Here is an 18,061-nt window from a genome sequence, read left to right on the forward strand (position 1 = left end):
TCGTGGTTACTTCGCAGCAGCCTTGAGCTTCGAGCCGGCCGAGACCTTGACCGAGTAGCCGGCCGGGATCTGGATCTCGGCGCCGGTCTGGGGGTTGCGGCCGGTGCGCGCAGCACGGTGCGTGCGCTCGACGGCGAGCCAACCCGGGATGGAGACCTTGGTGCCCGAGCCCACGGACTCGGCGAGCGCCTCGAAGAGGCCGCCGAGCACGGCGTCGACGGTAGCCTGGCTCTGTCCGGTCGACGCTGCGACCTTCGCGACGAGCTCGGTCTTGTTGAGCGACTTGTCAGCCATTGAATGTCCTCCTCGGACCTTCGCTGTTCGGTACAGCAGTTGTGAGTTCTCGGGAACGATCGTTCAACCGCCCCCGTGGCCGATCAGGCCGCCTTGAATGTAGCAGAGTTCCGCGGAATCTCGCGGATTTCCGGGACTTTCGGACACCTTCGCCCCGGCGTGTCGCCCCTGCCGCGACCGATTTCGGCCCGCGTCCGCTCGGCGGGGACGCCGAAAGGGGGCGCCCCGGAGATCCGGGACGCCCCCTTCGGTGAAGCGTGAAGCCTGGTGCTTACCAGCTCGACTTGGTGATGCCGGGCAGCTCGCCACGGTGCGCCATGTCGCGGAAGCGAACACGCGAGACACCGAACTTGGTGAGCACGCCACGGGGGCGGCCGTCGATGGCGTCGCGCGAACGCAGGCGAACCGGCGACGCGTTGCGGGGAAGCTTCTGCAGGCCACGACGAGCGGCCTCACGGCTCTCGTCGGTGCCGTTGGGGTCGACGAGCGCCTTCTTCAGCTCGAGACGCTTCGCGGCGTACCGCTCGACGATCACTTCGCGCTGCTTGTTGCGTGCGATCTTGCTCTTCTTCGCCATGTCTTAGCGCTCCTCTCGGAAGTCGACGTGCTTGCGCACTACAGGGTCGTACTTCTTGAGCACGAGGCGGTCGGGGTTGTTGCGGCGGTTCTTGCGGGTCACGTAGGTGTACCCGGTGCCGGCGGTCGACCGAAGCTTGATGATCGGCCGGATGTCTTGTGCCTTCGCCATTAGAGCTTCACCCCACGTGCCTGCATGTCCTTGACCACTGCCTCAATGCCACGAGCGTCGATCACCTTGATGCCCTTGGCGGACACGTTGATGGTGATGCTGCGACGCAGCGACGGCACGAAATAGGTCTTCCGCTGCACGTTCGGGTCGAAGCGGCGCTTCGTCCGGCGGTGCGAGTGCGAGATGTTGTGTCCGAAGCCGGGAACGGCTCCGGTCACCTGGCACACTGCTGCCATTGGTTTCCTCCAATACCGAGGGGCGGATGCCCCTCCCAAGGTCTCTTGTCTGCTGACGTTCCCCATGCGGATGCCCGCGATTTCTCGCGTGGATTCGAAGGGGAGTGTCGCGGCATGGGCAGTGGAAGTGCCCAGCCAACGAGCTAGCTTACCAGACGGAGGCACCGGCGACCGAACCGAGCGGATGCCGCGGCTCGCGTCGCTGCGACGCAGCCGACGGTGCGCGACTCGTTCAGGCACGCCCGCGCGAGCGAACGGGCCCGGTCGACGCGCGCAGCCGCAACTCGGGTTCGAGGTACTCCTCGTCGGTGGGCACGTCGCGATCGCCGATGAGGGCGACGATGCCGCGGGCGGTGTGCTCGGCGAGCCGGTCGACGGGTTGACGCACGGTCGTGAGCGGCGGATTCGTGAAATCGAGCAGCGGCGAGTCGTCGTAGCCGATGACCGAGATGTCGCCGGGCACCGAGAGGCCGCGCCGCTGGATCGCCCGCACGGCGCCGAGCGCCATCTCGTCGCTGCCGGCGACGATCGCGGTGACCCCCGCCGGAATCAGCTCCTCGGCCGCGTACCGACCGCCCTCGACGTTGTAGTGGTGGCGCACGACGAAGTCTTCGGGGTCGGGCAGCCCGAGTCGGTCCATCACCTGCACGAAGCCCTCGACCCGCCGGTCGGCCGGCGTGTTGCCGACCGGGCCGGCGCACATGCCGATGCGGCGGTGCCCGAGGTCGAAGAGGTGCAGCACGGCGAGCTCGGCGGCGCGCCAGTCGTCCGACGAGAATGCGGGCGCCGCGGCATCCGAGAACCCGCCGTTGACGCTGACGTAGGGGATGCCGCGGGATTCGAGCATCTCGCGAGCGCCGGGGTCGGTGTTGCGCAGCGTGTTCATCGAGGAGAGGAAGACGACACCGGCGATGCCGGTGTCGGCGAGCGAGGCGACGTAGTCGCGCTCCTGCACTGTGCCGGGGTGCACCGGGCAGAGCACCGTGCGCAGCCCATGCGGCGAGAGCTCGGACTCGATCGCGTTGCAGAGCTGGGCGAAGATCGGGTTCACGAGGTCGGGCACGAGCAGCAGCACGAGCTCGCCACGCACCTCGCGGGCGAACCCGAGGCTGCGCATCGAACGCTCGACGGCCTCACGGGTCGACACCGACACCCCGTACTTGCGGTTGATCACCCGACTGACCGTGGCCTCGCTGACGCCCGCGTGCGCGGCCACCTCTGCGAGGCCGACCCCGCCCGAGAGTGCGCGCTGGCGGGGCTTCGCGCTGCCCGCGGCATCCGCTGTTCGTGGCATCCGGTACCTCCTCGGCCCACCCTATCGGCGGGGCCGGCGGCGGCCCGGGCGAGGGGAATCGACACCCCGCCCGGGCGACCGGTCAGCTGCCGGGCAGACGCACGACCTTCGCGTCGGCCCAGTCGGCGTGATCACTGTTGTTGGTGTTGCCGGCGTCGGTGACCTTCAGCACCAGGCGTTGCACGCCGAGCACGTCGAGATCGATCACCTTCGGCGGCGAGTACGGCTGCGCCCGCATGAGGCCGCTGTCGAACACGACCTCGCCGTCGGCGATCACCTGGAACACCACCGACGCGTTCGGCGAGGTGCGCTGCGCGTCGTCGATGCCGACGACGGCGTGGAACTTGGCATCGGCCGGTTCGAGGTCGTAGACGATCTCGGAGTTCGCGTGCGTGCCGAGCCCCTTGGCGTACGTCGTGCCGTTGATGCGCAGCGGGTTGCCCGAGACCGCGAGGTCCTTCAGCACCGTGCGCCAGCCCGAGCTCGCCGAGACCCACGGGCGGTCGCTGAGGTGGGCGACCGGTCCGTCGGCGGGCGCCGGCTGCTCTTCGGCGTTCGTGCCTGGGCCCTCGCCGAGCTCGTTCGACGAGGTCAGCCGGTAGCGGTAGGTGCCACCGGATGCCTCGCGGTCGAGGTACGACGTGCCGGTGAGGTCGGTCGCGAGCACCGTGAAGTCCTCGGTTCCGGCGGGGGCCCGGTACAGCGTGGCGGTCAGCGCCCGCGTCGACGTGGTCCACGTGACACCGACGACGTCGCCGTTGCGGTACGCGTTCACGGCGCTCGGCGCGGGGGGAACGGCCGCCGGCATGGTGCGGAAGCGCCATTCGCCGGCCGGGACGACGAGCCGCTGCCCGGTGCGGTCGTTGATCGCGGCGACCTCCCAGAAGTACGTGTGCCCGGGCTCGAGTTCGTCGACGATCGCCCTCGTGTGCTTCGTCGTCAGCTCGGCGACGAGGTCGGTCATGGCCGCGTCGCGTGCAACCGTCACGCGGTACGAGGTGGCCTTCGGCGAGGCGTTCCACGTCAGCTCGGCCCCGTCGGCGTCGACGCCGGTGGCATCGGCCGTCGGCGACAGGAGGGTGAAGTCACCGGGGTGGGTGACGATCGTGTCGTCGAGCTTGTTGTCGCCGCCACTCGGCGCCACGGTGATCGAACCGCCGACCGGAACGGTGACGGTGACGACGGAGACCGCTTGGCCGTTGACGTGCGTGTACGTCGGCTTCATCGGCTTGCCGTCGACCTTGAGCTTCGTCCATCCGCCGGGGAACTCGACCGTCACGGTGAGCGGCTGCGACCCGGAGTTGTGGTTCACCACGGTCTTGCTCGTGCCGTCGTGACGCACCCCGAAGTCGTGGTCGCCGACCTGGATGTGGTCGAGGTCGAGCCATCCGATCTCGGAGGGCAGGTGCGAGCGCACCGACACCGCGTGCTCGGGCGCGTTGGGACGCACCCCGGCGAGGCCCTCGACGGTCTGCGACACGAGCGTGTAGCTCAACTCGGGGTAGTCACCGTTGACGCCCTGCGTGCGCACCTCGTGCGGCAGGTGGAGCTTGGAGATGATGTCCTTCATCCACGCCCACGCCTGCTCGTCGTGCCCGTAGTTGAAGAGCGCGTCGGGCACGTAGGTCGTCGCCTCGATGTTCGGCGGCCGGTCCTCCTTGTACATGCGGTCGAGGTAGTCAATGTAGTCCCACGTGCGCTTGTCGTCGGGGTCGAGGATCTCCTTCAGTGCGAAGAAGACGGAGTTCTCGCGGCCGAATCCGGCGTAGGGCTCGTTCGACGGACCGCGTCCGCGGACGAACTCCCACGCATCGCGCGTGATGCCCCAGTCTTCGGTGAAGAACTGCTGCAGCTCCTCGGCCTTCGCGCGGAAAGCCTCAGCGGTCGCGGTGTCGCCCTTCGCCTCGGCGAGGTCGGCGTACGCGACGTAGCCGCGGTACTGCGAGGCGAGACCGTCACCGGCCTCGATGACGGCGTGGTCGCTGCGCTCGTTGTAGCTCGCGGCGCCCTGGAAGATGCCCCGTCCGGTTCCCTCGGCGACGCCGTTCGGGATCTGGGTGTCGTGCAGCGCGACGAAGTCGGTGACCGCCTTCGTGTAGTACTGCCAGAGCACCGGGTCGTTCAGGTAGTCGGCGTCGCCGGTCCAGCGGTACTGGTCGTCGGCCTCCTGCACGAGCTCGAAGACGGCCGGCACCTCGCGCACGAAGTTCGTGTCGCTCTTGTAGTCGATCGTGTAGGGGCTGCCGTCGAAGTTCAGGGCCCACAGCGGGTACCACTTGCGCGACTGGTTCGCGGTGCCCGCGAACGCCTTCAGCATCGACTTGTTCTCGGCCTCGAGGCCGAGCAGGTGTCCGCCGGCGGCCTGGTGCACGAAGTCGCGCGAGTAGAACGCGGTGCGGTGCGCGTAGCCGGCCCAGTACGAGGGCAGGTAGTCGACGATCTTCGGCCCGGGGGTGCCGCCGTTGACGTTGACAGGGCCGCTCTTGCCGGTCTGCACGTGCAGACGTGCGCGCCACTTGGCCCAGTTCACGGCGTCCACGAGCTCTTGCGAGGAGCTCGCGATGGTGACGGTCTCGGCTTCCTCGGTCACGGTGACGGTCCATTCCGTCTCAGTGCCGGATGCTTCGGTGACGGTGAACGCGACGGGCTGCGTGTAGTTCTGCACCGCCGCCGGGTCGGGTGAGATCGTGGCGCCGCGGGGGATGCCGGCCGCGCCGGTGAGCGCCGAGACATCCGTCTCGAACGGCACCTGGAGCGTGACGGTCTTCGCCGTCTGGTCGATCTTGGCCGGGCCCTGCTGACCGGAGAGGTCGAAGCCGAAGAGGGAGCGGGTGTCGAGGGGCAGCGCGACGTCGTCGAGGTTGGTCCACCCGGTGCCGCCCGTGAAGAAGACCTCGACCACATCGCCGGCGTCGAGGCCGACTGGCGCGAGGGTGTACAGGCGGTAGGCGGTCTGCTGCGGCAGCGGCACCGAGGCGAGCACCTCGCCGCCGACCGTGCGGAGCCCGAACACTCCCCCGGTGCGCTGCGAGGCGACCCACGCCTCACCGGTGTAGGTGCCCGTCTGTGCGACCGTCACGCGCTGCGAGAGCGTGTTCGCGGCGCCGGCGTTCACGAAGGCGAGGCGCGTGCCCGACTTCGGGTTGTTCGTGGCGATGCCGGTGCCTGCGCCGAACTGCCACCCCTCCGTGCCGGACTCGAAGCCGCCGTTCACGACGAGCGGCCCGGCAGCGGCAGCCTGCAGCGTGGCGGGTTCGGGCGTCTCGGTGACGTCATCGCCCGTGGATGTCGGCGCCTCGGGAGCCGGCGACTTGGAAGCCGGCGCCTCGGGGGCCGGTGTCCCGGTGGCCGGCGGCGTCGTCGGCTCGGTGGTCGGCGCCGCGGGCTGCACGGTCGGCTCGGGACTCGGTTCGACGGCGTTGGCCGCGGGGGCGGTGACCGTTGCGACGGCGAGCGACGCCAGCAGGGCGATCGCAATGCCGGCGGTGGGACGTCGCCGCCTGAATCGTAGGTGGGGTGTGGTGCGCATGGCTCTCCTCCTCGAGAACTCGGCGAGCGCGGACTCCCCCACCGCTCACTCGGTCGACGGAGAAGCCGGCACGAAAACGTGCCTTGCAAGAGATTATTGCAAATTTACAACGAGAGGTCGAGATGTGACGTCGAATCGACCTCGACCAGGCCCGCGCCGACACCGGAGACCCCGGCGGCGCACCCGCACGACTCCCGCACGACGAGCTCGGTCGGGAAGGTCGTGAGCCCCGGCGTGAGCACGCCGGTCACCAGTTGGCGGATCGCCTCGTCGGCCATCGCCGCGATCGGCTGGGCGACCGTGGTCAGCGGCGGCCAGGTGTAGGCGGACTCCATCGTGCCGTCGAAGGAGACCACCGCGATGTCGTCGGGCACGCGCAAGCCGGCCCGGTGCAGCGCGGCGAGCAGGCCGACCGCGATCTGATCGGATGCCGCGAACACGGCCCGCGGCCGGCGCTCCGACTCGGCGAGCGCGAGGCCCGCCTCGTACCCGCCGGCGTACGAGAACGGCGCGTGCAGGCGCGGTCCGAGCGGCAGCCCGGCCTCGCTGAGCGCGTCGGACCAGCCGCGTTCGCGTCGATCGATCGCGAGCGCACTGCCGACGAACGCGATGTCGCGATAGCCGTGCTCGATGAGGTGCTCCACCGCCGACTTCGCTCCGGCGCGGAAGTCCACGCCGATCGCCGGGGTCTTGCTCGCCCCCGTGTACTGGTTGATGAGCACCACCGGGATGTCGAGCGATTCGATGATCGCCTGCTCCACCGCGGTGAGCACGTCGGCGATGATGAGCCCGCCGATCTGGCGTGCCGCGAGATCGTGGATCTGATCGGCCGCAGCGACGTGCTCACGATCGGAGTTGGCGATGAGCAACGAGCGATCGCGCCGCACGGTCGCACGGTCGAGCGCGTGGCAGAGCTGCGCGAAGAACGGGTTGCGGCTGTCGACCACGATCATGCCGATCATGTCGGCCGACCCCGTCGACAGGGCCCGCGCCGCGGCGTTCGGCCGGTAGCCGAGCACGCGCACCGCCTCGAGCACCCGTTCACGAGTGAGCGGGGCGACCGGCTTCGGCCCGTTGTTGAGCACGTAGCTCACGACCGCGGTGCTCACGCCGCTGTAGCGGGCCACGTCGGCTCGCGTGACCTTCCTGTTCTTGGGCAGCTCGCTCATCTCAGATCCCCTCGTTCAGCGGCGGACCGGGCGCAGGAGCTGCCGGGGTCGCGCGAGTGCAAGGCTAGCGACTGAGTGCCGCCGTCGGCGTCAGGCGAGCGGATGCCTCGGGCTCGCCCATGTCGGGAATGACGAGGCGTTCGCCGCCGCGGCGGGCCGATTCGTGTGCGATCACGCCCGGAAGCGTGAACCGTGCCGCCGTCCAGGCGTTCACCGGCGGCAGCGTGCCGTGTTCGACGGCATGCACGAAGTCGTCGACGAGGAAGTGGTGGCTGCCCTCGTGCCCGTTGTGGAGCCCCCGCAGTTCTTCGGGGATGCGCGACCGGTCGTGGATCGGGGCGTAGCCCGACACGAACGCGTCGCGCAGCGCCGGCGCGACGTGCGCGAGCGACGGGTCGTCGGCATCGAGCGACGGGTGGGTGTCGATGAGCTCGGAGACATCCTCGACCCCCTCTCTCGTCTGCCAGTACGAGGCGGTAGTGACCTGCTCGAAGGTGCCGTCGGTGCCGAACCACCGGAATCGCGACTCCCGGCGGTGCGAGGGGAACCCGACGCGGCGGAACTCGTTGATGCGCATGGAGCCGCCCGCGGCGAGCTCGAAGAGCGCGGTGACGTTGGAGAAGTCGTTGTCGAACTGGCTGACCTCGCGGTCGAACACGCCGTCGCCGCGGTCGTCGACGACACCGACCGCCGAGACGGCCGTCGCGAAGGTCGGCCAGGCCCCGAGCACACCGCCGATGGAGTGCGTGGGATAGAGCATGGGCGGGTAGCTCGCCGTGGCCTTCCAGTTCTCGCCGCCGCTGTAGCGGTAGGCGTCGTAGAAGCCGAGGTCCATGTCGTGCACGTAGTCGCCCTCGGCGTAGAAGAGGCGGCCGAATGCACCGGCTGCGAGCTTCTCACGGGCGAAGACCGTCGCGGGGTTGTAGAAGCTCGTCTCGCCCATCATGTAGGTGAGCCCGGTCTCGCGCACGGCCTCGATGATCGCAGCGATCTCGTCGACGGTGATCGCCATCGGCACGGCGGAGTACACGTGCTTGCCGGCCCGGAGCGCGCGCACGACGAGCGGGCCGTGGGTCCACCGCTGGGTGAAGATCGCGATGGCGTCGACCGGGGAGGCGAGCATCTCGTCGAAGCTCGCCATCGTGCCCGCGAGCCCTGCTGCCGCGACGAGCTCGTCGGCCCGCTCGGGGATCGTGTCGGTCACGTACACCTCGGAGACGCCCGGGTGGTGGTGGAAGAGAGTCGCGAACTGGCCCGAGAATTGGCCAGCGCCGACGATGCCCAACGAGAACGCCATGGTGTTTCCTTCGCCTTTGCACGCGTCGCCGAATTGCTCGCGTGTGAAGGCAGTCTCGCACTGCGTTCTACGCGTGTCAACAAGGATTCCTTCCTTGGAATCCTTTGATTCACTGGGACGAACTCACTCTTGCGATTAATTATCTACGCGGGTAACCTCTGAGCAACCCGCCCCGGCGACGTCGAAGTCCGGAGCGGATGTCCCCAAGTGTTAGGAACAGACGATGAAGTCCACTCTTCCCGGTCTCGCCGCCGTTGCGGTGCTCGCCGTCGCGCTGACGGGTTGCTCCGCCGGCGACGACGGCGGCACGACGATCGAGGTGCAGACCAACCTCGGCGCGACCGACCCGATCCTCGAAGTGCTCGCCGAAGTCACCGAGGCGTACACCGACGACCACCCCGACATCGAGATCGATCTCGTGCCGGCCACCGACACGTACGAGGCCGACATGAAGGTCCGCCTCGCCTCGGGCGACGTGCCCGACATCTGGGCGACGCACGGCTGGTCGCTGCTGCGCTACAGCGAGTTCCTCGAGCCCCTGAACGACCAGCCCTGGGCGAAGAACTTCAACCCCGCGCTCGCTCCCGCGATGGAGAACGCCGAAGGCGAGTTCTTCGCGCTCCCGCTCGACACCGACGTCGCCGGCATCGTCTACAACCGGGCCGTGCTCGACGCCGCGGGCATCGACCCGGCGAGCCTCACCGACTGGGCGAAGTTCGACGCGGCGTTGAAGACCCTCGCCGACGCCGGCGTCACGCCGATCGCCTCGTCGGGCAAAGACAGCTGGTTCGCCGGCAACATCCCCGACTTCATGGGTTCGGGCGGGTTCACCGACGAGGAGTTCCAGGGCTTCCTCGACGGCGAGTTCCAGGCCGACGGCTACGCGTCGCTCCTCGACGAGGTCGCGAAGTGGCAGGCCGCGGGGTACTTCAACCCCGACTACTCCTCGGCCACGACCGACGACCTCGGGCGGGCCCTCGCCGAGGGCAAGACCGGGTTCATCATGGTGCAGAACTACATCGTCGGCACCGCACTCGGCTTCGACCCCGACGCCGAGCTCGGCTACTTCCCGATCCCGTCCGACGCCGGCTCGCCGTTCCTCGTCGGCGGCGAGGGTCGCGCCTACGGCGTGTCCCGCACCTCCGAGCACAAGCAGGAGGCCCTCGACTACCTCGCGTTCCTCGCCGAGCCCGAGAACCTCTCCCAGCTCGCGAGCGCGATCGGCGGCATCCCCGGCCTCACCGACGCCACGAGCGACCTCGGCGTGCTGCAGGCCAGCTACGACGAGTTCGTTGCGCCAGGTGACGTTCCGTTGCTGCCCTACTTCGACCGGGTTTACCTGCCGAACGGCATCTGGGACACCATGGTCTCGACGACCGACAGCATCATCACCGGCCAAGCGGATGTCCCGACCGCCGTCGACCAGATGACGACGAGCTTCGACAGCCTCCACGGCCAGGAGTGACCCCCGATGGTGGGGCGGCCCTGCCGCCCCACCATCCACTCCCCCGGTTCCACCGCACCTCCCGAAAGGCCACTGCGTTGACAGCGACGTCATCCCTCACCCTCCCGCAGCGTCGACGCGGTTCCCGCTCATCCGCGAGCCCTCGATTCGCGCGCCGCAGCCTCAACCTCTTCTACGTGCCGGCCCTCGCCGTGCTCGCGCTGTTCACGATCTGGCCGCTCCTCAACGGCATCGTGCTCTCGTTCACGAACTGGAACGGCTACAGCCCGGGCCGCAGCTTCATCGGCCTCGAGAACTACGGCCGACTGTTCGCCGACCCGATCTTCCACACGGCCCTCTTCAACACCTTCATCTACGGGTTCGGTTCCACGCTCATCCAGCAGGTCGTCGGCCTGGCCCTCGCGCTCGCGCTCGACCGTGCGATGCGCGGCCGCAACGTCGCCCGCGCGATCATCTACCTTCCCGTGCTCGTCTCCCCCGTCGTCATGGGCACGATGTACTACCTCTTCTTCTCCTACAACTCGGGCGGGTTGAACGATCTCGTCGTCGCCCTCGGCGGCGAGCGCACGGCCTGGCTCAGCGACTCGAACACGGCCATCGCGCTCATCGTGCTCGTCAACTCCCTGCAGTTCGTCGGCATCTCGATGGTCATCTACCTCGCCGGACTCCAATCGATCCCGGTCATGTACTACGAGGCCGCCCGACTCGACGGCGCCGGCGCGTTGCAGCAGTTCATGAACGTCACCGTGCCGCTGCTGCAGCCCGCCTTCGCCACGAGCATCGTGTTGAACCTCATCGGCGGGCTCAAGCTCTTCGACGTCATCCAGGTGCTCACCGGCGGCGGGCCCGGCTACTCCACCAACTCGGTCTCGACCCTCATCAGCACGGCGTACTTCGACAACCAGACCGCCGGATACGCCTCCGCGATGGGCGTCGCCCTCTTCATCCTCATCGCCGTGTTCACCCTCTTCGCGAACACGATGCTGAACCGCAAGCGTCTGGAGCTGCAGTGACCACGACGATCACCGAACCCGCCGGAGCGACGGCCGAACGCGGCATCCGCTTCACCGACGACCGACGCCCCCCTGCCCGCCCGCGTGCCGGTCGTGCCGGTCGTGCCGTCGGGAGCATCGCGATCGGCTTCGGGCTGCTCGTCGCGATCGTGCTGCAGCTGCTGCCCTTCTACATCACCGTCACCACGGCGCTGAAGCCGCGCAGCGACCTCTCCTCGCAGTGGGTGCTCCCGGGCGACGAGTGGTATTGGCAGAACTTCACCACGGCCGTCGACCGCGGCCACATCCTCGGCGCGATCGGCAACAGCGCGCTCGTCACCCTCGTGAGCACGCTGCTCGTGTGCGCGCTCGGCGCCCTCGCCGCCTACCCGCTCGCTCGCCGCACGAGCGTGACGAACCGGCTCGTGATGGTCGGCATCGTGGGCCTCATCATGGTTCCGCCGCTGTCGATCCTCGTGCCGCTCTACACGATGATGAACCAACTGCAGGCGGTCAACACCTACTGGGGCACCATCCTCGTCATGGTCGCCACGCAATTGCCACTCGCGATCTTCCTCTACGCCTCCTTCATGCGCGGGCTGCCGCTCTCCATCGAGGAGGCCGCAGCGGTCGACGGCGCGAGCCCCGTGCAAATCCTCTTCCGGGTGGTCTTCCCGATGCTGAAGCCGGTCACCGCGACCGTCGTCATCCTCACGAGCGTCGCGGTGTGGAACGAGTACGCGCTGAGCGTCTACCTCATGCGCAGCCCCGACATGCGCACGATCGCCCCGGCGATCGGCACGTTCTTCGCCAGTTCGGGCAGCGACCTCGGTGCGGCAGCGGCCGCGTCGCTCATGTCGGTCGTGCCGGTGCTCGCGGTCTACCTCGTGCTGCAGCGCTACTTCATCAAGGGCATGGTGGCCGGCGCCGAGAAGTAGGGCCGGTGCCCGACTCAGGTTCGGGCTCGGCGTCGGATTCGGGTCCGGCGCCGGGCTCGACGCCGGGTCCGGGCTCGGCGTCGGGTTCGGGTCCGGCGCCGGGTTCGGGCTCGGGGTCGGCGTCGGGTTCGGGTTCGGCCTCAGGGCCGGGCCCGGGCCCGGCGTCGATCGTTCGCCGCGAGAGCAGCGCGGCCACGAGAAAGCACGCCGCCCCGATCAGGGTGCCGAGGTTCGCCCAGAACTCGCTCACGAGCGAGCCGGTCTCGGGCACGACGTAGGCGCCGAACGCCGAGGCGCCGAACGCGATCGACCCGACGAGGTTCAACCAGGTGCCGTGCCACGAGCGGGCGTCCGCGTCCCAGAGCTCGCCCCGGCGCTTCGTCGCGACCACCGCGAGCCCACTCGAGACGAGGAACGCCGCCGAACCCCACGCGTCTGGTCGCCAGCCCGCCCCGAGGCGGGTGGGGTCGGCGATCGCGGCGGCGAGCGCGGCAGCGGTGCTGAGGTTGAAGAACAGCGTGCCGCCGAACTGGATCGCGGCCGCCCACCAGTCGGCACGGTCTGCCCGGTTCGTGCCGATCCGCGGCGGGCGACGGCCACTGAGGCTCAGCTGGATGAACGCGGCGAGCGTGAAGAGGATCGAGCCCGCGAAGAAGGTGACGCCCACCCCGACCGGGCCCGCCCACTCGGCGTAGAACGGGATCGCGCCGACGAGGAAGCAGAGCGATCCGATCGCGAACCCCCACGACTCACGGCGGAGGCGGCGCCGTCGCCCACCGGCGCCACCGGTCGACGGACTCGGCGTCGCGGCATCCGCTCGCATTCGGTCCGTTCCGCTCAAGACCGCGACCCGCTCAGTGGTGGAACCCGGGCTTCTGCCCCTCAACGGGCATGGGCGAGGTGAGCGCGTCGAGCCACGCGGTCTCGACCCGGATGTCTTCGAGCAGCTCGTCGCCGAGGTCGCGGCTGAGGCCGTTGCGCACGACGATGCGCTGCACCGTGAGGTCGTTCAGGTTGTCGGGCATCGGGTACGCCGGCACGAGCCACCCCTTCATCCGCAGCCGGTCCGAGAGGTGGTAGAGATTCCACTTGTCGGTGTAGCCGGCCTTCAGCCGCCAGGCGAACACCGGGATGTCCGACCCGTCGTTCCAGAGCTCGAAGGCGCCGATGTCCGAGATCCCCTTCGCGAGGTACTTCGCGACGTCCTGGCACTCCTGCTGGATGGCCGTGTACCCCTCATGCCCGAGGCGGAGGAACTGGTAGTACTGCAGCAGCACCTGGGCGCCCGGCCGCGAGAAGTTCAACGCGAGGGTCGGCATGTCGCCGCCGAGGTAGCTCACCCGGAAGATCAGCTCCTCGGGCAGCGCGTCGAGCGTGCGCCACACGACCCAGCCGACGCCCGGGTAGACGAGACCGTACTTGTGCCCCGAGGTGCTGATCGAGTGCACCCGCTCGAGGCGGAAGTCCCACTCGATCGCGGGCTGCAGGAACGGGGCGATCATGGCGCCGGATGCCCCGTCGACATGAATGGGCACATCGAGGCCCGTCTTCTCCTGCAGGGCGTCGAGGGCCTCGGCGATCTCCTTCACCGGCTCGTACATGCCGGTGTACGTCACACCCATGATGGCGACGACGCCGATGGTGTTCTCGTCGACGTACTGCTCGATCTGCGCCCCATCGAGGGTGGGGTGCTCTTCGGTGATGGGCACGAGGCGCATCTCCACCTCGAAGTAGTTGCAGAACTTCTCCCAGCACACCTGCACGGCCGAGCTCATCACCAGGTTCGGCTTCTCGGTCGACTTGCCGGCCGCACGGCGCGCGATCTGCCAACGCCGCTTGAACGCGAGGCCGCCGAGCATGCACGCCTCAGAGGAGCCGATCGTCGAGGTGCCGATCGAGTCGGTGACGTCGGGCACGTTCCAGAGCGACGCGAGGATGCGCCAGCAGTTCTCCTCGATGGCGGCGGTGCGCGGGTACTCGTCTTTGTCGACCATGTTCTTGTCGAACGACTCCGCGTACAGCCGGTCGGCTTCGTCGCCCATCCAGGTCGCGACGAAGGTCGCGAGGTTCAAGCGCGCGTTGCCGTCGAGCATCGTCTCGTCGTGCACGATCTGGTACGCCGACGACGGGTCCATCTCGCCGTCGGGCATCGTGTTCCGCGGCGCGACTCCGCGCACCGCCGTCCTCGTGAATGTCGGTGCGAGCACACTCGGGTCGTGAGTCATCGTCGGTCCCTCCAGTCAGGCCGGCCCCCGGGCCGACGCCGTACGCGGGCCCGCCGGAAGGCGGTCGGACTGAAGTGCCGGGCCCCCCGGGCCGGATCACACCATCTCCTCGCCGACCCTACGCCAGCGCCGCCCGCGGCGGTACCCCGCACAGATGACGAAGGCGGGTGAGGGATGCCGCTGCATCCCTCACCCGCCCTGGTCCGTTTCGCGGTGGCGCGCTACTTCGTCAGCGTGTCGACGTAGTCGCGGTTGTCGGCGATCCACTGCTCGACGACCGGCGCGTAGTCGTCGGAGCCCGACTCGTTGAACATCACGTTCTCGAGCGAGAAGAGCAGCTCGGAGTCCATCGTGAAGCCCTCGAGCCAGCCGGCGAGGGTCGGGTGGGTCGTCGCGAAGTTCTTGCCGCCGAAGGAGTGGATGCCCTCGGCGTCGCCGAGCGCGCCCTCGGGGTCTTCGAGGTCCTTGAGCGGGAACGCGTCGTAGGCCCAGTGCGGGCGCCAGAGCGTCACGGCGACGTTCTCGCCGTTCTCGGTCGCGGCGGTCAGCTCGGCGAGCATCGCGGGCGTCGAGCTCGTCAGGTACTCCAGGTCGCCCAGGCCATACGTCGGAATGACCTCGTCGGTTGTGACGCGGTTGAGGCCCGATCCGGGCTCGATGCCGATGAGCCGGTCGCCGAAGAGGTCGGCGTTCGCCGCCAGTTCGGCGAGCGAGTCGACCGGGGCATCCTCGTTCACCGCGATGGTGAGCTTCGCGTCCTCGTTCCAGGCGCCGAGGTCGACGAGGTCGTCGCCGTACTGCTCGATGTAGTCGGCGTGGGTGATCGGCAGCCAGGTGTCGAGGGTGACGTCGTAGTCGTCGGTCGTCAGGCCCGAGTAGACGGGCGCGGGGTCGGCGTACTCGAGGGTCACGTCGTAGCCCTGCTCGGTGAGCACGGCCTTCCAGAGCTCGCTCGCGGCGATGCCCTCGTCCCAGCCGTTGAACACGGCGATCGTGACGTTCTTCTCGTCGCCGTTCTCGAGGGTCTCGGCCTCGGCCTCGGCGGCACAGCCGCTGAGTGCCAGGGCGGCGACCGCCCCGAGGGCCAGTGCTCCAGTGAGGGTGCGCATGTTCTTCTTTTCCTTTCCTCCCGTGTGCTGTGTCACGGGTGCTGGGGAGGGCGCCGCGCGATTCCGCGCGGCGAGTGCGTGCGCCGGTCGGCTCAGGGCCGGTCGGCTCGGCGGGTCGCGTCGAGTGGGCCGGCTCAGGCGGTGGCGGATGCCGCGGGGATGCGTTCGGCCTCGGGGCCGAGCGGCTCCGGGGCATCCGTCGCCGGCGCAGCCTTCCTGCGACTGCTCCGCGTGCGCGGAACGCCGAGCGCCCCGGTGACCCGGTCGAGGATGATCGCGAGGATCACGACCGAGAGCCCGGCCTCGAAACCGAGGCCGACGTCGATGCGGGTGAGCGACTGCACGACCTCGCCGCCGAGCCCGCCGGCGCCGACCATGCCGGCGATGACGACCATCGAGAGCGAGAGCATGATGACCTGGTTGACCCCGGCCATGATGCTCGGCATCGCGAGCGGCAACTGGATCTGGCGGAGGATGCGCCACGGCGAGGCGCCGAAGGCCTGGCCGGCCTCGACGACCTCCGTGTCGACGCCGCGGATGCCGAGCTCGGTGAGCCTGACGCCGGGAGCCATCGCGAAGATGATCGTCGCGACGATGCCCGGCACGACGCCGACCCGAAAGAGGATGAGTGCCGGGATCAGGTAGACCATCGCGGGCATCGTCTGCATGAAGTCGAGGACCGGCCGGATCACCTTCGACGCCACGTCGGAGCGGGCGGCGAGCACGCCGAGCGGCACCGCGATCGCGACCGCGATGAGCGAGGCGACCAGCACGAGGGCGAGCGTCGACATGGCGTTGTCCCACTGGTCGACGCCCACGATCACGAGGAGGCCGAGCGCGGTGCCGAGCGCGAGCTTCCAACCCTTCGCGAGCCAGGCGACGGCCGCGAGCACGATCACGACGATCCAGAACGGCGGGGACTGCAGCACGAGGTCGACGAGGTCGTAGAAGCCGGCGAAGACGTTGCGCACGACGGTGAAGAAGCCGCCGAACACGTCGGTGATGAAGGCGATGAACGCGGCGGCCCAGTCGCCGAGCGGAAGTCGGATGTCGGTCATGCCGGGCTCCTCTCCCCCGCGGCATCCGCTCGCGTCGCGTCGGTCTCCTGGCTGAGCGCTTCGGCGTCGCGGCTGAGCGCCTCGGCGTCGCGGCTGAATGCTTCGGTCTCCTTGCTGAGCGCTTCGGCACGGATGTCGGCGGCCTCCGCGGCCGCGGCGGCGACGGCGGATGCGTCGGCGGCATCGGCGAGCGCGGTGTCGGGTCGCGCGGTGCGATGCAGGGTGGCGGTGATCACGTCGACCGGGATCGTCGCGGGCGTCTCGATGATCGCCTGCTCTGCGGTGTTCGCCGAGACGTTGCCGAGGGCGGCGAGCAGGGTCACGCGCGGCACGGCGCCGAGCAGGCGACCCTGCTCGTCGACGACGGCGAGCGGGAGCTGGCTCTCGACGGCGCTCTCGAAGAGCTCAGAGAGGTGCTCGTCGGCACCGACCACGGGGTGATCGTCGCTGATCGCCGACTCGAGGGAACGCTCGCCTCGCTGCACGAGTCGCAGCACGTCACGATCGTGTGCAACGCCGAGCAGTCGCCGCCCGCTGCCGACCACGAAGACCATCGAGGTCTGCAGGTCGCGCATCGAGCGCAGCGCGGCCCGAGGGCCCGCCGAGGCGGTGACCACGGCGCGGGGCGCCTCCATCACGTTGCCCGCGGTGAGCACCCGGGAGCGGTCGACGTCTTGCACGAACTGGGCGACGTAGCCGTCGGCGGGGTCGGTGAGGATCTCCTCGGCGGTGCCGAGCTGCACGATGCGCCCGTCGCGCATCACGGCGATGCGATCGCCGAGGAACATCGCCTCGTTCAGATCGTGCGTGATGAAGACGATGGTCTTGCCGAGCTCGTGCTGCAGCTCGACGAGCTGCTCCTGCATCTCCTTGCGGATCAGGGGGTCGAGGGCCGAGAAGGCTTCGTCCATGAGGAGGATGTCGGTGTCCGACGCCAGCGCCCGGGCGAGACCCACGCGCTGCTGCATGCCGCCCGAGAGCTCAGCCGGCATCTTGTCGCCCCATCCGCCGAGACCGACCCGCTCGAGGATGTGCTCTGCGCGGGCCCGGCGCTCGGCCGGCGACACGCCCTGGATCTCGAGACCGTACGCGGCGTTCTCGAGCACGGTGCGGTGCGGCAGCAGCGCGAAGTGCTGGAACACCATCGAGACGTGACGCCGGCGCACCTCGCGCAGCCGCTTCCGCGACATGCCCGTGATGGTCTCCCCCATCACCGTCACGGTTCCGTCGCTCGGCTCGAGCAGGCCGTTCAGGGTGCGGATCAGCGTCGACTTCCCGGATCCCGACAGCCCCATCACGACGAAGATCTCGCCGCGGTGCACCTCGAAGTCGGCGTCGATGACGGCGGCCGTGCCGAGCGGTGCGAGTTCGGTGCGGCTCGCGCCGGCGCGCAGGCGCTCGATCGCCTCTCGCGGCTTGCGGCCGAAGAACTTCGTGAGGCGGCGCACCTCGAGTGCTGGCGTTTCGGTCATCTACGGGCTCCCGGAGCGCACGCCGAAGACCGCGCACGAAGGGCGCGCGGTCGCAGCTCGGTGCTGGCTCGTGGGTCACGGCCGGGTTGACGGCGACTCGGAGCAAACGAACTCGAGCCTGCGACCTGTGGTGCGCGGGCGAATCGGGTCTCCGTCGCATTCGGCCATGGGGGCCGGATGCCACGCCGCCGAACCGTACGCTTCTGCATGCCGATTTCGGAATGCAGAAGCGCGG

The 18,061-nt window shown here is 69.2% G+C and carries 16 protein-coding genes; 3 read left to right on the forward strand and 13 right to left on the reverse strand.

Going from position 1 to position 18,061, the window contains the following annotated elements:
• Nucleotides 1-6: 6 nt before the first annotated feature.
• The 8 genes from DCE93_RS14040 to DCE93_RS14075 all read right to left on the reverse strand — a co-directional run bounded on the left by DCE93_RS14040 (nt 7) and on the right by DCE93_RS14075 (nt 8,567).
• Nucleotides 7-294 (reverse strand): HU family DNA-binding protein, encoded by a 288-nt coding sequence (locus DCE93_RS14040; protein WP_056007305.1) that lies wholly within the window; start codon nt 292-294, stop codon nt 7-9.
• Between the two features lie 271 nt (nt 295-565).
• On the reverse strand, nt 566-871 hold the full coding sequence (gene rpsN / locus DCE93_RS14045) for a 30S ribosomal protein S14 (RefSeq protein WP_108596423.1): 306 nt from the start codon (nt 869-871) through the stop codon (nt 566-568).
• A 3-nt stretch (nt 872-874) separates the two neighbouring features.
• Nucleotides 875-1,042, reverse strand: a complete 168-nt coding sequence (rpmG, locus tag DCE93_RS14050) for a 50S ribosomal protein L33 (RefSeq protein WP_022892462.1) — start codon at nt 1,040-1,042, stop codon at nt 875-877.
• Entirely contained in the window at nt 1,042-1,278 is a 237-nt protein-coding gene (gene rpmB, locus DCE93_RS14055) for a 50S ribosomal protein L28 (RefSeq protein ID WP_108596424.1), read from the reverse strand. Before rpmB ends, rpmG begins: the two co-directional genes overlap by 1 nt.
• 232 nt (nt 1,279-1,510) lie before the next feature.
• On the reverse strand, nt 1,511-2,572 hold the full coding sequence (locus DCE93_RS14060) for a LacI family DNA-binding transcriptional regulator (RefSeq protein WP_108596425.1): 1,062 nt from the start codon (nt 2,570-2,572) through the stop codon (nt 1,511-1,513).
• Nucleotides 2,573-2,654: 82 nt separating this feature from the next.
• Nucleotides 2,655-6,101 carry an NPCBM/NEW2 domain-containing protein gene (locus tag DCE93_RS14950; protein ID WP_108596426.1) on the reverse strand — a complete coding sequence of 1,149 codons (3,447 nt, stop codon included), beginning with the start codon at nt 6,099-6,101 and terminating at the stop codon, nt 2,655-2,657.
• Nucleotides 6,102-6,205: 104 nt separating this feature from the next.
• Nucleotides 6,206-7,270, reverse strand: a complete 1,065-nt coding sequence (locus DCE93_RS14070) for a LacI family DNA-binding transcriptional regulator (protein WP_108596427.1) — start codon at nt 7,268-7,270, stop codon at nt 6,206-6,208.
• A gap of 64 nt (nt 7,271-7,334) precedes the next feature.
• Nucleotides 7,335-8,567 (reverse strand): Gfo/Idh/MocA family protein, encoded by a 1,233-nt coding sequence (locus DCE93_RS14075; protein ID WP_108596428.1) that lies wholly within the window; start codon nt 8,565-8,567, stop codon nt 7,335-7,337.
• 223 nt (nt 8,568-8,790) lie between these two features.
• Here DCE93_RS14075 and DCE93_RS14080 point away from each other — a divergent pair, with 223 nt between their 5' ends.
• The 3 genes from DCE93_RS14080 (at nt 8,791) to DCE93_RS14090 (ending at nt 11,962) form a co-directional block, all read left to right on the forward strand.
• Nucleotides 8,791-10,032: an ABC transporter substrate-binding protein gene (locus DCE93_RS14080; protein ID WP_108596429.1), complete on the forward strand. Its 1,242-nt coding sequence runs from the start codon at nt 8,791-8,793 to the stop codon at nt 10,030-10,032.
• 77 nt (nt 10,033-10,109) lie between these two features.
• The gene (locus tag DCE93_RS14085; RefSeq protein ID WP_108596430.1) at nt 10,110-11,045 is read left to right on the forward strand and encodes a carbohydrate ABC transporter permease; all 936 of its coding nucleotides are present in this window, start codon (nt 10,110-10,112) and stop codon (nt 11,043-11,045) included.
• On the forward strand, nt 11,042-11,962 hold the full coding sequence (locus DCE93_RS14090; RefSeq protein WP_205647441.1) for a carbohydrate ABC transporter permease: 921 nt from the start codon (nt 11,042-11,044) through the stop codon (nt 11,960-11,962). The genes DCE93_RS14085 and DCE93_RS14090 overlap by 4 nt, the downstream gene beginning before the upstream one ends.
• On the opposite strand, the gene DCE93_RS14955 is transcribed toward DCE93_RS14090, so the two are convergent.
• The 5 genes from DCE93_RS14955 to DCE93_RS14115 form a co-directional block, all read right to left on the reverse strand.
• On the reverse strand, nt 11,931-12,803 hold the full coding sequence (locus DCE93_RS14955; protein ID WP_276329506.1) for a YrhK family protein: 873 nt from the start codon (nt 12,801-12,803) through the stop codon (nt 11,931-11,933). The two genes, DCE93_RS14090 and DCE93_RS14955, sit on opposite strands and share 32 nt — an antisense overlap.
• 13 nt (nt 12,804-12,816) lie before the next feature.
• Nucleotides 12,817-14,187, reverse strand: coding sequence for a glutamate decarboxylase (gad, locus tag DCE93_RS14100; protein ID WP_108596431.1), 1,371 nt, complete (start codon nt 14,185-14,187; stop codon nt 12,817-12,819).
• A 221-nt stretch (nt 14,188-14,408) separates the two neighbouring features.
• A complete protein-coding gene (locus DCE93_RS14105; RefSeq protein ID WP_108596432.1) occupies nt 14,409-15,296 on the reverse strand; it encodes a glycine betaine ABC transporter substrate-binding protein in 888 nt (295 codons plus the stop codon).
• A gap of 134 nt (nt 15,297-15,430) precedes the next feature.
• On the reverse strand, nt 15,431-16,354 hold the full coding sequence (locus DCE93_RS14110) for an ABC transporter permease (RefSeq protein WP_108596433.1): 924 nt from the start codon (nt 16,352-16,354) through the stop codon (nt 15,431-15,433).
• Nucleotides 16,351-17,826: a quaternary amine ABC transporter ATP-binding protein gene (locus DCE93_RS14115; protein WP_108596434.1), complete on the reverse strand. Its 1,476-nt coding sequence runs from the start codon at nt 17,824-17,826 to the stop codon at nt 16,351-16,353. The genes DCE93_RS14110 and DCE93_RS14115 overlap by 4 nt, the downstream gene beginning before the upstream one ends.
• Nucleotides 17,827-18,061 lie beyond the last annotated feature (235 nt).

The organism is Agromyces badenianii, from assembly GCF_003070885.1.
Classification (GTDB): Bacteria; Actinomycetota; Actinomycetes; order Actinomycetales; family Microbacteriaceae; genus Agromyces; species Agromyces badenianii.